10 protein-coding genes are annotated in these 15,035 nt (G+C 60.1%); 3 read left to right on the top strand and 7 right to left on the bottom strand.

The annotated features are described in order from the left end of the window. Positions 1-13: 13 nt before the first annotated feature. A complete protein-coding gene (locus tag EKM88_RS02550; protein WP_125702798.1) occupies positions 14-1,150 on the bottom strand; it encodes an AI-2E family transporter in 1,137 nt (378 codons plus the stop codon). A gap of 90 nt (positions 1,151-1,240) precedes the next feature. Between EKM88_RS02550 and EKM88_RS02545 the strand changes: the two genes are divergently transcribed. Beyond that, positions 1,241-1,678: a GNAT family N-acetyltransferase gene (locus tag EKM88_RS02545; protein WP_125702796.1), complete on the top strand. Its 438-nt coding sequence runs from the start codon at positions 1,241-1,243 to the stop codon at positions 1,676-1,678. Between the two features lie 98 nt (positions 1,679-1,776). Here EKM88_RS02545 and EKM88_RS02540 read toward each other — a convergent pair whose 3' ends face one another. From EKM88_RS02540 to recX, 4 genes are all read right to left on the bottom strand, one after another. Continuing rightward, complete coding sequence (locus EKM88_RS02540; protein ID WP_125702794.1) at positions 1,777-2,535, bottom strand: MerR family transcriptional regulator; 759 nt, start codon at positions 2,533-2,535, stop codon at positions 1,777-1,779. A 52-nt stretch (positions 2,536-2,587) separates the two neighbouring features. Further along, entirely contained in the window at positions 2,588-3,103 is a 516-nt protein-coding gene (locus EKM88_RS02535) for a GyrI-like domain-containing protein (RefSeq protein WP_125702792.1), read from the bottom strand. A gap of 56 nt (positions 3,104-3,159) precedes the next feature. Further along, positions 3,160-3,696, bottom strand: a complete 537-nt coding sequence (gene ntdP / locus EKM88_RS02530; RefSeq protein ID WP_125702790.1) for a nucleoside tri-diphosphate phosphatase — start codon at positions 3,694-3,696, stop codon at positions 3,160-3,162. Positions 3,697-3,769: 73 nt separating this feature from the next. Next, positions 3,770-4,576 (bottom strand): recombination regulator RecX, encoded by an 807-nt coding sequence (gene recX / locus EKM88_RS02525; RefSeq protein WP_125702789.1) that lies wholly within the window; start codon positions 4,574-4,576, stop codon positions 3,770-3,772. Between the two features lie 77 nt (positions 4,577-4,653). Between recX and EKM88_RS02520 the strand changes: the two genes are divergently transcribed. After that, positions 4,654-6,186 (top strand): helix-turn-helix domain-containing protein, encoded by a 1,533-nt coding sequence (locus EKM88_RS02520; protein WP_125702787.1) that lies wholly within the window; start codon positions 4,654-4,656, stop codon positions 6,184-6,186. Positions 6,187-6,298: 112 nt separating this feature from the next. On the opposite strand, the gene EKM88_RS02515 is transcribed toward EKM88_RS02520, so the two are convergent. Then, entirely contained in the window at positions 6,299-6,688 is a 390-nt protein-coding gene (locus EKM88_RS02515) for a hypothetical protein (protein ID WP_125702785.1), read from the bottom strand. A 100-nt stretch (positions 6,689-6,788) separates the two neighbouring features. On the opposite strand from EKM88_RS02515, the gene rlmD reads away from it, so the two are divergent. Next, a complete protein-coding gene (rlmD, locus tag EKM88_RS02510) occupies positions 6,789-8,159 on the top strand; it encodes a 23S rRNA (uracil(1939)-C(5))-methyltransferase RlmD (RefSeq protein WP_125702782.1) in 1,371 nt (456 codons plus the stop codon). Positions 8,160-8,279: 120 nt separating this feature from the next. Here rlmD and EKM88_RS02505 read toward each other — a convergent pair whose 3' ends face one another. Beyond that, positions 8,280-14,228, bottom strand: coding sequence for a mucin-binding protein (locus EKM88_RS02505; RefSeq protein ID WP_225418429.1), 5,949 nt, complete (start codon positions 14,226-14,228; stop codon positions 8,280-8,282). Positions 14,229-15,035: the final 807 nt, after the last annotated feature.

Raw genomic sequence — 15,035 nt, 5'->3', positions numbered from 1 at the left:
CAGTTCAATTCGCTCAGTCCTTTGGCGCCGGCTTGGGCGCCGGCAACTCGGTGAGCGTCAGCTGGGCCTGCCGGTGGAAGCGGTAAAGCTCCAGCGCGTAAGTCAGCACCGTTTTGCACACCGCGTACACGGGGACTGCCAGGATGGTGCCCAGGATCCCGTAAAGGTTCCCGACCACCAGCAGCAACACGATGATCGTCAGCGGATGAATGTCCAGGCTGCGGCCGATGACGTTTGGGTAGATCAGGTTGCCATCGGTTTGCTGCACGATCAGCACCACGATGACGACCAGCAGCACCTTCGTCCAGCCTGCCGTTGCCCCGACGATCAGCGCCGGCGCGATCCCGATGTACGGCCCCAAGTACGGAATGATGGTGACCACCCCGGCGATGAACCCGAGCAAAAAGGCGTAAGGCATGCCGATGATCAGGTAGCCAATGAAGGTGGCGACGCCCACGAACAGACACTCGAGCGCCTGCCCCGCGATGTAGTGCGACAGGGTCTCACTCATCCGGGTAAACACCGTGGCGATCTCGGTGGCGTAGCGATCCGGCAGCGCGCGCTGCACCGCCGGCACGAACTTGTCCCCATCCTTCAGCATGTAAAACAGCAGCACTGGAATCGTGATGACATTGATGACGACGCCTGCCACCGACCCGATCAGCCCCGGCAACCCGGTGGAGAACCCGCCCAGCACCTGCGCCAGTAGCTTGCTGGGCTCGACGCTGATTTTGCTCAGCAGTGTCTCCACGTCCAGCTGCTGATACCAGCGGTACTGCGCCAGCTGGCGCACCGCCTCCCGCAGGCCGCGCAAGGTGGCAGGGAGGCCCGTGATGACCTGCGTGATCTGCGTGACCAGATTCGGAATGATGGCCGAGATGATCAGGACCAGCCCGCCGAGCACCGTCAGAAACACCAGCCCGATCGCGACCCCGCGCGCCACATGTAGGCGCCCCAACAGTTTGATCAGTGGGTTGAACAGGTAAAATAGGAACCCGGCCGCGATGATCGGCACCAGCAGGGTTGAAAAGAAGGTCCCGATCGGCGCAAACAGGAAGCTGATGTTTGTCAGCCCAATGATCAGAAACACGAGCACCAGTCCCTCAACCGACCAGAACATCAGTTTTGACTGTCGCAATTTTTCGAACATGATGGCCTCCAGATTAGGGCCGTGACCGACCCGATGTAGTGCTATAATAGCAGAAATATCCGCAAAAGCCGTGAAAGATGTGACGAAAAAATGGAATTTAATGTAACGACCGACCTCACCAGTCCCACCTACCAAGACGCTGTGGGCATCCGTACCACCGTGTTTGTGACTGAACAACACGTCCCCCAGGAGCTCGAGCTTGATGCCGACGAAGCCCGCGCGATCCACTTCGTCGCGTACGAAAATGGTCTGGCGCTGGCCACGGCCCGCCTGCTCCCTGAAGTGTACGGCTATCACGTGCAACGTGTGGCCGTTCTCGCCCCTTACCGCCACCATGGCGTCGGCAAGATCCTCCTCGATCACCTGGCCGACTACGCCGCCGCCCACAATGCGGCCGAACTGCGCCTGGGCGCGCAGGTCCAAGCCGTTGGGTTCTACAAAGCGCTGGGCTACCAGCTCACGGACACCCCAGAGTTCCTGGACGCCGGCATCCGCCACCGGGAAATGCGCCGCGTGCTCACCGAGTAGTCACCGCGCCACTGCAACCACAGAACAGGCCCTGCACCGCCGCCATCTGGCGGTTGGTGCAGGGCCTGCTTGTGACTTCAACTGAGCCGCGTGGGGCGTTACTTCGTATACGCCTCAATGATCGCGTGCATGGCGGCTGCGGCGCGCGCATCCCCCACCAGCTTGGTGTAGTACACAGTGAACCGCTCGTCGGCCACATACATTTCGCCGAACGCGCGGTGCATGGCGGGCGTTAGCTGCGGCGTGGTGGCCAAAAGCCACTGCCGGTGCGCGGCGTACGCGCTGGCGGCGGCTGCGCCTGGCAGCGCCGGGGCCGCCAGGTAATCGCGCAGACTTTGGGCCAGCGTGGCCTCGGCTGCCTGCATCGTGGTGTACTGCGCCGCCATGAGGCCAGCGTAGCGTTGGTCTGCGGCCGCCTTCGCCGCCTGGCCGTAGCGCGCAGTGACCTCCGCGCCGAACTGGGCATCGTTTTCAGCGATGCGGGCCTGTTTGAAGGCCGCGAATTTGTCTTGATCTGACATGGGTGTCTCCCCTTTCTGAGTGGTCAGGGTCACCTCCAGTTGCGTTCGCACCTGGATCAGCCGGGCGATCTGCGCGTCAAGGTAGGCGCGCTGGTCGCGTAACTTGGCCAGCCGGGCCACCTCGGGCAGGGCCAGCAGCTGGCCAATTTCGTCAAGCGAAAAGGCCAGCGCGCGATAGGCCAAGATCAGCTGCAGGCGCTTGACCTCAGCTGGCCCGTACTGGCGGTAGCCGTTGGGCGCCACCGGCGGCGTCAGCAGCCCGATCTGATCGTAATAACGCAGCGTGCGTGCGCTGACGCCACTGAGTGTGGCTAATTCCTGGGTCGAATACAGCATGGTTTCCCTCCATCACTCAGCATAAAGGGTGACGTGGCGTCAGGGTCAAGCCCTAATCGAACTCATCATAGCCTTCCAGTTGGTCCAGGTTGATGTAGAGCTTGTATTCCACTTCCTGCACCTGCCCGTCCGCAACGTTGTAGCGCTCGAAGTAGTAAGGGTGATCCGTCTGCCCGATGTGTTGGGGAATTGGGAAGCCCGCCTTCTCCAGCTGCTCCAGGCCTTTGCTGAAGCTGGTCTGAACCGGCAGTTGATTCAGGATGCCGTTGGCCGGCACGGTCACCTGGCCCACGGTCCCGGCGGGCATCTGGAAGCTCTCCAGCCCGGCAGGTGCGGCCGCGGATTGCGGCACAATGCTGCCGATCCAGTACTGGAACTGCCCGTACGGCGAGAAAATCACCATGTAGCTGCGGTTCGGCTGCGGCGTCAAGGCGTCCAGCTGCGCGAACCAGCCGGCCTGCGTAAACTCTTCCCAGCAGGCAAAAAACGTGCCCATCTGGTCGCTGTCGGTGACGGTGTACACTTTGCCGATAAACTTGGCGCGCGGTTGTTCGATCAATGCTGTCATGTGTGTCTCCTTTGCTGATAAGAAATAAAAACGCGAGGCGCACCTCGCGTTCGGGTCTACACCCGGTGGGACAGTTGCAAGTACCGGTTGTACCACAAATCAATGTAGGCTTGTGAGAACGGCCCCTTGCCGTGATTGATCCAGTCCACGAGCACGCGGACATTAGCTTTCAAGATGCGATCAGTGGTGGCGGGATACTGCCACTTGCGGCGGTGCGCCTCGTACTCATCGACATCCAGCAGCCGTTTTTCGCCGTCTGGAAAGACCTTCACGTCGAGGTCGTAGTCAATGTACTTGAGTGCTTCTTGGTCCAGCGTCACGGGGCTGGCGAGGTTGCAGTAGTACGACACGCCGCCTTCGCGAATCATCGCGATCACGTTGAACCAGTAGTGTTTGTGGAAATACACGATGGCCGGCTCGCGGGTGAGCCACCTGCGGCCATCGGATTCGGTCACCAAAGTGTGATCGTTACAACCGATCAATGCGTCTTCGCTGGTCTTGAGAACCATCGTGTCCCGCCATGTGCGGTGCAGCGTCCCTGGGTGCTTGTAGCTTTGAATAGCGATATAGTCGCCTTCCTTAGGGATCCGCATAGTTAACCAGCTTTCACAAAAATCTGTTATCACAGCCGATTATAACAGATTGCCTGGCTTCGCGCGAGGCCCGTTAAGCCTCATCACCGGCCGCTTCCAAGGCATCCAGCACCGGGGTGATGTCGTCCAACGCAAAGCCTTTGCGAAATAGCGCCTGCTTGACCCGGTTGCGCCGCTCGTAGCCTTGGTAGCGGGCTTTTTGGCGCCACTGCTTGGCGGCCTCAACGGCGAGGCGGTCAGCCTCACCCACCTCATCCTTTTGCAAGGCCAAGTCCGCCAGGGCCGCGGCACTTTGGTCCGCGTCAAAGCCCTTTTGCATCAACGCCAGGCGGATCTTCTGCTGCTGGTCGTGAAAGGCACGGCGCGCGTTGCGCCGCGCGGCCTTGGTCGCCACGCGACCCGCGACCTGCGCCCACTCCCCCGCCGTGATCGTGGCCAGGGCATCATCGATGGTGGCCGGGGCCACCCCTTTTTCCCGCAGCCGCGCCGTGACCTGCTTGGGGCCGCGCTCGCCCATCAGCACATTGTCGCGCGCAAACGCCGCGGCTAGGCGCGCATCATCGAGGTAATGTAAGTCCTTCAGCCGCGTGATCACAGGGGCGATGGCGGCTTGCGGTAACTCTTCCTGGCGGAGGCGCAGCACCACCTCGTGCACGCTGCGCATCTGGTGGCTGAGGTAATCCAGCGCCACTCGGTTGGCCGTCGCCTCGACTTCAGCGGTTTTGATCGCCGCTTCAAGCGGATCCGGCAGTTCCATCCCCTTGGCCAGCGTAAAGCGGATCAGGGTGCTTTCACTCACCGGAAAAGCGTACTGGCCGTCGACAAAGATGTTGTAACGGCCCTGGCGTTTCTGGGCCGAAATCGCGGTAATAATTTTCACGGGTTGACCTCCTTCGGTTGGTCATGCTCATTCTATGAGATATAATAGTCCTAAATGTGATTTGGGAGGGCAAGAAGTTGTTTGAGGCCTACTTTTTTGACAAGCGTGCCACCACCAATTACCGGGTGTTTCGCCTCCTCAAGGCGCTGCAAGAAGACGTCTTCACGATCAACCGGCTCGCTCAGGATAGCGGTCTCAGCTACTCCCAGACCTACAATGCCTTTCAAGATATCATGGTGGAGCTCCAGATGATGTCCAATCATCCGGTCGCGGATGTGAACGAAACCGACTTCAAGGCAGTCGGTGGCAGCGTCTCCGTCGACAGCTACCGCTTTCACCTGCTGAATGACACGCTGGCCTTTCGCTTCTTTGACTACCTCTTCACGGCGCCCACCCCTGACGTTCACGTATTTTGCACCGAACACGGATTGTCGATCCCAACTCTGCGCCGCCGCATTGCCCCATTCAAAACCTACCTCGTGAGCTTTGGGCTCCGCCTCAATGCGCTCACTTGGGCACTTGAAGGCCCCGAGCTCCAGATCCGGATGCTGATGCTCACGTTCTACCAGCTGGCCTACCGGGGCGTCGGCTGGCCCTTTTCCGTCGCGCGGTTTCGCCAGGCCAAAGGTAATCTCGACCTGATCAACCGGCTCGACCCCGCCTGGTTCCAGCCGGAACAGCTGTACACCAAGCAGGACTTGTTGATTCTGGCCGTGCAGCAGCTGCGCATTGAAAACGGCCATGCCCTGACGCCTGATTCGCGGTGGACCGCGCTGGTGGCCGCCACGCAGCTGCCGCTTCAGCCGCTCATTTACACGCGCAATCGCTTCCCGTCATTGACGCCGCGCAAGTGCCTTGCGGAACGCGACTACTACTACTTCTGCCGCATTCACTACCTGTCGTTCGGCCAGCGCGTGACCGCCACCCAAAGCCTGGTGATGCGCGCCTTCGACCAGCCCACGCTCATCATCAACCAGTTTGCGGACGGCTTGCTCGATACGCTGATCGCCGCCAGCGACCCCACCGCCACCGAATCGCTGCGCAGTGCCCATACCGTTTTGCGCGTCAACCTACATCGCATGGCCGTTTCGTACTACGTGCTTCACGGCCACTTCGCCAAGCGGATCGATTTTCTCGACCGGCGGCCTCAAGATGCCGAAAGCGGACGCCTCCCTGAACTCATCCATCAGTTCTTTCAGACGATGGCGCCAACCGGCCCGCTTGCGCCGTTTGCGGGGCACTGGGCCCACATGCACCGGGAACTCTACCGCGTTATCGCGCCAGACTTTCCGGTGCTCGATGCCGACCACCAGCTCAAAGTCGCGGTGTTTGTGGACGGTGGGACCTTCGTTGCCCGCGACCTCCATCAATTCCTGGCCGGCCTGCATTTCGTCCGCCGCCTGCCCAACGACCCGAACCAAGTGCCGGACATGATCATCTCGGCACTCAGCGACGCGACCCTGATCACTGATTTTTATGCCGGGCACGATTTGAGTCGGACACCGATCATTCCGTGGGCAACGGATGCAGACGACAATGACTTCTTCCGCCTGATGACCATCCTGCGACGCGCGCGGCTGGGGAGCACCGACACACTGGAGCTCTGGTGACGGGCCACCCTCATGGCGTGTGCGCAGTTGTAGTGTGAAACGAAAACCGCCGAGGACGCGTGCTGCAGGTGCAGTACAGGGTCCTCGGCGGTTTTTGGCGTCCTCAAGGTGACTACTTGCGCTCGCCTGGATGCCACGGCACGGCTTGGTAGCCGGTGAAATAATTCAGGGCCTCATACCCGATCAGCGCAATGACGACAATGATCGTTAGCCAGAGGTTGTCGATTTTTTGGAACACGAAGAGCACCCCAACCAGGATCAGCAGCGCCGCGACAAACAGAAGCTGCAGCTTCTTGTTCGGCTGAATCATAAACGTGGCGTCCGGAGACTGGAAGTCAATTTTGTGCGTCGCCGCGAACTTGCCCACACGGTAGCGCACATCATCGCCGCGTTGCACCTTTAAGTCGAGCTCCTGACCCGGGGTCACTTCATGCGTCTGGTCCTGAAAAAAAACGTACGCCGGCATGCGGCCCTGACCGTTATTCGTGTATTTGATTTTCACGTTCTATCCTCCATTGACCGCAGTGGCGGCCCTCACCCAGACATTATACCGGAAAATGCCGGGGTTTGGTATAATACGAAGGACATTCAAAGGAGACCACATGGACAATACTGTAAAAATCGGCCAGCGCTTTCCGCTGACCATCAAACGACTGGACATCAACGGCGCCGGCATCGGCTACTACAAGCGAAAGATCACCTTCGTCACTGGCGCCCTGCCTGAAGAAGTGGTGGTGGCTGAGGTCACCGCCGTGCATGACCGGTATCTGGAGGCGCGCACGCACCGAGTCAAGACCCCTTCCAAGCACCGAGTGACCCCGGTCGATCCACACTACGGCCAGGTTGGCGGCATCGAGCTTGGCCACCTAGACTACGCCGCCCAGCTCGCGTTTAAGCGCGATGTCGTGGCGCAGGCCCTTGCCAAGTTCAAACCCACTGGCTGGCAACACTATGAGCTGCGTCCCACCATTGGCGCCGCCAATCCGCTACACTACCGCAACAAGGCCCAGTTTCAGGTGCGCGTCCAAGACGGCCACGTGCGTGCCGGGCTGTATGCCCCTAACTCGCACACCCTGGTACCGCTGGCCGACTTTGCCACCCAGATGCCCCTGACCCTGCGCGTCATCAACCAGCTGTGCACGCTGCTTGAGACGCTCAACGTCCCGATTTATGACGAAGCCCACAACAGCGGCATCGTCAAAACACTCGTCGTGCGCGAATCAAGCGCCACCGGTGAGGTGCAGCTGACGCTGGTCACCAACTCCGAGAAGCTACCGCACCAGACGCAACTGCTCGCCGCCATCGCCCGCGACCTGCCAATGGTGGTATCCGTCAGCCAAAACGTCAACCCAGGCAAAACCAGTTTGATCTGGGGACCACACACCACGCTTTTGGCCGGCGTGCCGTACATCACCGAGCGCTTGCAAGGCCTCGACTTCCGGCTGTCCCCGCAGGCCTTCCTGCAACTCAACCCGGCCCAAACCGAAGTGCTTTACGCCGAGGCCACTAAAGCGCTGGGGCTCGCGCCACATGAAACGCTGGTCGACGCTTACGCCGGCATCGGGACCATTGGTCTGGCCTTGGCCCACACCGCCAAGGAAGTGCGCGGCATGGAAGTGATTCCGGAGGCCGTTGCGGATGCCAAGATGAACGCCGAACTGAACCATATCACCAACGCCCACTACGAAGTCGGCACCGCAGAAACCGTCTTCCCGCAGTGGCTGCGCCAAGGCTTCAAGCCGGACGCCGTGATCGTCGATCCGCCCCGCGCAGGGCTTGAGCCGTCGTTCATCCGCGCCCTGCTCAAGGCCAAGCCCAAGAAGTTCGTCTACATCTCCTGTAACCCGTCAACTCTGGCCCGCGACCTCGTGCCTCTCAGTCGCGACTACCAAGTCGATTACATTCAATCGATCGACATGTTCCCGCAAACCGCACGCTGCGAGGCCATCGTTAAGTTCACGCGCAAAGCGTGACCCCCGCCCGGTCGATCGACCGAATGCAACGCAAAGCGCTGACCGCCAAGGCTTTTACCTTGTCAGTCAGCGCTTTTTTCGTGCGCCGGAATTCCGGCTTATCACGTCTTTTGCCAGCGACTAATCGTGTTGCCGCCGCTTCTTCACCGCCAGGCCAAGCAGGCTGGCCAAGCTGATCAGTAACAATCCGAGGGCGGTTGTTAGCGGGCTCGTCTGCTCACCGGTCTGCGGCAGCGCCTGGGTCGGTGCTGGTTTTGGCGCCGGTTGCGGTGTTGGTGTCTTCGTCGGTTCGTCGGCCTTGGTGGCAGCGTAAGTGACCGTTGCCGTCAACTGCACCGGTCCAGCCACGGTCTCAGCGGTGACGCTGGCAGGCGTTGCCACCTTGCCTGCGATCACTGGACTCACCACAGCCGCAAACGTCTCGCCCGCGTCCGCTTCCCATGGCCCATAAACCACCGTTGCATTACCGCCTGCATCAAAGGTGACGGTGGCGGTGCGGTGGAAACCAAGCGTGACTGTGAGACTTGGCGCGATCGGCTGGCCCGTGACGGCATCCAGGTAGCGAATCACGCGTGTCGCCACTTGGTTCAGATCCTGCGCGGTTAATCCCGCCGGGTAACGCGGACTCTCAGGATCGTCTGGGATCACCGCGGTGCCTGGGGTCACCGGCTTATCCGGGGTGACAAGGAGCGTCTGGCGATCATACTTGACCACCACTGCGAACACGGTTTCATTTGCAACGTCTGCCGCGGTCACGGCCTGCGCGGCCACCGTTGCAGTGCGCGGCAGCAGCCCGGCAAACTGGGCCGCTGGTAACGCGGCCAAGGCGGTCGCGGCTGGCGTCCAGTCACTGTAGACCACCACTGGCGCCGCGGTCAGAGAATCAAACGTGACCGTAGCCGTGCGGGTGTACGGCGTCAGCTGCAGGTCCGTGCCGAGGACCGCGCCGCTCGCCGCATCCACATACGTGATGGTGCGGGAGACCGTGTGATTCAAGTCTTGCTCGCTCACCCCGGCCGGGTACTGTGGGCCCTCAGGATCGGTGGGCTCAACCAACGTTCCCGGGTCCTTCGGCTGGTCCGGCGTCACGGTCACCTCGCGCAAGTAGTACTTGACGGTGACGGTGAACTGCCACGGCGCCTCGCTGTCGTTTTCGACCAAGGTCAGGCCACTCGGCCAAGTAACCGCGGCTTGACTCGCAAAGTACCTTGCCAGCGCCGGCGTTGCAACGGTCTCAAAGCTGTCCTGCGTCACCGCAGTCCACGGCGCGTAGGAAACGACGCCGGTGGCCGCGTTCAATTCCTCCGGTGTGGTGCCAGCCCATTGGATGGTTGCGGACCGCTCAAAGTGAAGTGTCTGCACCTGGTCTGCCGGAGCGGTGACCGCCCCACCCGCGACTTCATAGTGCACCGTCACTTGAACGGCTCGGTTCAAGTCGGCCACGTCCACGCCTTCGGGGTACTTCTGGCCCCCGTTGTCATCCGGGTTAGTCGGTGTGCCTGGCGTCTTGGGTCCGGTTGGGTCCGTTTCGGTCACCGGTTCCTTCGGGCCGACCACCAGCTCCTCGTACGGTGGCTGGCCGTACAAGGCGATCCGCGTCACCGGTGCCAACGTGGCTTGCGTCAAGTCCACCTGAACCGCGCCCACGGTGGTTGCCAGCGGTTTGTACGCGGTGCCGTCTGCATCGTACAGCGTCCCTGGCAACGCGTAAGCGGCAAACTCAGCGGTGGTGACTGGTGTCCAAGCCGCATACGTGACGGCCCCACTGACCAGATTCCATGTGGCGGTGCGCGTGAAGTCCAGCACCACCACGGTGTCTTGCTGCGCAGTGCCCGTCGTCTCGCTGAACAGGGCCGCGCCATTTCGTGCCACGTGGCGGATGGTTTCCGTCACGCTGGTCGTCAGCGCATCTGGCGTCAGGGTGTCAGGTACGACTGGCGTGTCTGGGTCCTCAGGGTTCAACTGACCCGGGGTCAGCGGTGTCTCAGGTGTCACCGTCAGCGTCTCTGGGTAATAGTAGACCTTCTCAGTCAACGGCGTCCCGGCCGTGATCTGGTCCTGCGTCAGCGCCTGAGCGACCACGGTTGGCTGGGTTGTGAACAACCCCGTCACAGTTGGCGCGGTCACAGCGTCAAACGCCGCTGCCGTGACCGGGAGCCAGTCAGAGTAAACCACTTGGGTGTCACCGGTTGCGTTCCCTTGGTCGTCCAAGTCATAGGTGATGGTGGCCGTGCGCTTGAACGCTAAGGTCTGCGTGGTTTCAGGCGCCACACTTTGGGTCACGTCAAGGCCGTTCCAATAGCTCACGGTGCGTGTCACCGTTGTGTTCAAATCGGTTGCCGTCACCTTGTCAGGATAAACTTGCACGCCTGGGTATTCTGGGAAAACCTCGTCACCTGAGTTTTTCGGGTCCTCTGGTTCGACGATCACCACTGCCTGGGCCTTCTTGACGTACGGGATCACCGCTCGCCGGTCGGTTGGGACACCGTCAACCAGGGCGGGCTGCGCGCTCAGCGCAGTCATCGCCGCACTCAGACCCGCCAGTGTGGCAGGAATGGCCGTGAATTCAGGGTAGTCGGTCGTCGTGACCGCTTCCCAAGCCCCGTATTCAACCGCGCCTGTCATCAGGTTGACCGTGGCCGTGCGCGTAAAGTTCAAGGTGACCATGACGTCTGGTGCAACCGGCGTGCCCTTCACTTGATCGATGAATTGGATCGTCTGGGTAGCGCTGGTGTTGAGGTCACTGGCCGCGACCCCTGCCGGATACTCGGGCCCGCCCAAGTTATCTGGGTCAACCGCGTCGCTTTCGTTGAACGGCTGGTCCGGGGTCACGGTCACAATGGTGGCGTAATAGTCCACGGTTTGCGTCAAAGGCGGCTGCGTCAGCGGCAAGGTGGTGGTCAGCGTTGCGCGATCCACCGTCAGCTCAGGGGTGGCCGTGACTAACGTGAACCACTCACCCACCGTAGTCGGCGGTGTGAACGACTCAAAAGTCGCTGTCGTAACTGGTTTCCAGGCGCTGTACACAACGGCCGGCGCCGTCAGACTGACACTGTAGTCGATCGTTGCCTCACGGATAAAGTTGAGACTACCCCCGGCCACCTCTTGCAGCACGGTATTCCCCAGCGCATCCCGGTAGATGATCGTGCGGGCCACCGTCAACGTCAGCGCGTCCGCCGTGACGCCGGCTGGATACGTTGGGCTGGCGTCATCGCCTGGAACCGTCAGGTCGCCCTCGGCCTTCGGGTCATCGGCAGTGACCGTCCGCTTAGCTGGGTAGTAGGCAACTGTGGTCGTCAGCGGCGCGCTGTCAGCCGTCACCGAAACCGCCGCAACGCTTGCTTGTGGGTGCACCCAGTCCGCAACGTCTGGCACCGCGTACTCGCTAAAGGTATCCGAGTCTGCGACCCATTCGCTTGACGTTTCGGTGCCGTCCTCATTCTCGGTCACCGTCCGTGAGAAGTGCAGCGCCCGTTCAACCGCTTCGAGACCAATTGGCTGACCCGTTGCGCCATCCACGAACTGAATGGTCTGTGTGATGGTCCGCGTCACATCCTTGTCCCCCGGATTGGTCGGGGTGAACACAGTCCGCCGATACGTGATCGTCACCGGTTCGGCGTCGCTTGGGGTGGTTGTCGTCGCCCCTGCCGCCACCGGCACGGCATCAACCTGCGGCTGATCCGGCCGGTACTCGGCCAACGGTGGCGTCACCAGCGCGTCAAAGCCCACCGTTTGCGTGTAGGTGACCGCATCAACAGGCGTGGTCAGCTGATCCGCATAGTTTTGCGCGTACAAATCGGTGTCCTCGGTCCACCGGCCGGTCTGCGTCACTGCCGCCGGCGCTGGGACCGCGCCATCCTCAACTACGTAGGTGATCACGCGCTGAACCGGCACCGAGGCCGTGATGTGGCGGTGCCGCAGCTCGATGGTGATCGTGTCACCCGCTTGCGCCGCGAACTGTTCCTGGCCATCAATGATCGTGCCATTTTCTGCCGCGAGCGCGGTGGCGTCTGCGACCAACTCAAGGGCGTACTGCCCTGCCCCCACGCCGCTGGTCAGCTGGACATCGCCGTAGTGGCTAGGCGCCGTGGTGGTGGCCGTGCCGTGGTACGCCGTGATGAGCCGATCGCCGTCATCCACATCAATATAGCGAATGTGGATCTGACTATCCGTGTACGTCACCACCCGGGTGATCGTTGTCGTCGCCCCCACCAGTGCCACTGCCAGGTCATTAGCGGCACTGTCTGCGTTTAATTGCACCGCTTGATCCGACCCGTCGCCAATGGCGGTGCCGTTCGCCGTGATGGCGACTTGCGCCGTCCAGCCACTGGCCCATGCCGCGTCCCCGTTCTCAGGCATCGGCAAATCATCCCCCAAAGCGGCAATCAAGTCGGTGTCCGCTTGGTCCAGTGTCCAAGCGCTAAGACCGGCGATTGTATCGCCATCCGCGGTTGGGGTCAACGTGATCGTGCGACTAAACGCCACGGTGGTCGTGCGCTCAGGCTCATTGACCGGCGCGCCAAAGGTTGTCGTCACGGTGACGGTGTGGGCCAACTCAGCCTCTGGGTAGTACCAGATCGTCCGTGTCAGATCGGCCGAATCTTCCGTGACCGTCACCGCCGCGATTGCGCCAGCGTGCTGATAACCCGGCTGGTCCGGTGCCGGGTACTCGGCGAACGTGTTGTTATCGGTTGCCCACGGGTCATGAACGACTGTGGCCACCAACGTCCCTGCGGCGTCATACGCGTATGTGATCGTCGCATCGCGTTTGAAATCAATCTCACGCGTCACTGCGTCTTGAATCGCTTCACCGGTCGTCGCATTAACAAACCGCAGCGTTTGCGTAACCGTCCGGTTCAGACTAGCGGTATCAACAGTGGCCGGATAAACCCGCGGATCTTCTGGGGTCTCACCCACAAGGCTACCTGCCGTCTGGCCCCCATCAGCCGGCACCCGGATCGTGCTGTTGTAGTACGTGACCGTCACTGGGTCAGGCGACTGAATTTGCGTGTGCGCATCTCCCTCGCCTAAATTGATTGTGACTGCCGCCACCGTTGGCACATCTGGCACCTTGTCCGTCAAGTCAGGGCTAACAGCGGCAATAAAGCCGTTCTCATAACTGGTTAAATCCGCATTGCCACTCCCATCATCGACTGAATCCAACTCCCATGCCGCATAATTGAGGACCGGATTCGTCAAGTCAAGAAAATCAGCGGTTCCCGTGCGCCGATAACGTAACGTCACGACACGATCGGGCGCCGCAACAGAACCATCCGCGTTCTGATACCTAATTGTCTGCGTCAACTGCTTAATCAGATCCGTCTGGGCCAATCCCGTTGGAATTTTTGGTCCCTCTGGACGGGTCTCAACAACGGGGTCTCCTGGCCCTCGTGTATCATCCGGAGTGATTGTCACAAAACGCGGGTAGTAAACAATCGTGATTGTGCTGTCATCACCAACCTGCACGGTCTGGTCAGGAACATCCGCGTCTACCTGGCGCACATAGTCCGTCACGCTGGGCATATCGCCTACCACAATCCCGGCTAGTGTCCCTGTTTCGGCATCGCGTGTAATGGTCACGCTGGTCCCTTCAAGGGTTGTTCCTGCTGCGCCCGCAGCACGCGTTACCTGGGCCTCACCGGTCGTGATCAAGTCGATCGTCTGCTCAACAGTATCAATGACTTCATCGGTGTCCGCCTTAACGTAACGAATCGTCCGTGTCACTTGATCTGCTCGCGGCACAACCGCAACCCCTGGAAAATCGGTCCCCGTCGCATTGCTTTCAACAACATACAATCCTTCACTCAGCAGAACACTTGCGTTAGAGAGGTCAATCGACCACTGGCCATCACTGCCAACCGTTGCCGTCAATCCAGTATCAGTCCCGTCATCACGGTACAGAGAAATGAGATCACCTTCCCCGCTGCCCGTGCCAGAAAGCGTTGTTGCATCCAGCGCCGGTGTCGTGACTGTTGGTGCGAGGTTAATTGAGAAAGTCTGAGGTAGGCCAAATGTAGTTCTAAAAATTACACCCTGCTTCACGCCAGCGATTTGTGTGGGTAGCGTCATCTCTTCAACAAACGCCAAAAACGATCGGTACGTGGTTTCATTCCCCAGTTGGCGCAAAGAAAACGAATAATCACCGCCAGCAAATGTAAGTGTTGGCGCATCAACGTCCAAAGGCGCAACCGGCCCATTCACATTTGCAACCGGGACCAAATCAATATTAGTCCAATCTAAGTCTGCATTGATTCTTATGCCCATACTTTCTGTGTAGGCCAATCCACTTGGAAGTGTAATTGTTTGCCTCGGAATGTGAACCGTTACGATGGAGTCTTTCGTGAAGACCAGCGCACCAACTGGATCAGTCGAATAGTCAGTTCTCATAAATGTTGCTGAAACCGTGTATTGTAATTGACTCCCACTAATAAACAAATTATCTATGATGGCCGCATCAGGGTTTTCAGCAGGATTAGCTGGATAGGTAACATCATTCATTGAATCCCCCGGCCTCACCGACCACCTTACAATTCCAATAGAGCGGCCATCACTCGTCACATAACCAGTATTGGCAGGAGAACCACCCCGCTCAAGCAATAAATCCGTCACATCCTCGGAGCCTGTTCGGACCGCGCTCACTTCAATCCCAGCTGCACTACGACTAGCAGCTGAACTCGCTAACTCTTCTGTCGATGTAGCTTGAATCGCGGCAATGCTGCCGGTTGCGGTCAATAGCTGAGCAGCCGGCTCATCTGACACTTGCTCGCCGGCATCTGGTTCTGAACTGTTAGTCTCGACTGCTGTCTGCGGTCCCGTTGTGCCATCAGAAATTGTGCTTTCTGGCTCAGCAGGCTCATCATTATCACGCTCAACGAT

This window comes from Lacticaseibacillus daqingensis, from assembly GCF_003946115.1.
Classification (GTDB): Bacteria; Bacillota; Bacilli; order Lactobacillales; family Lactobacillaceae; genus Lacticaseibacillus; species Lacticaseibacillus daqingensis.
The sequence above is the reverse complement of the archived record's forward strand: the minus strand, read 5'-3'. Positions and strand labels throughout refer to the sequence as shown.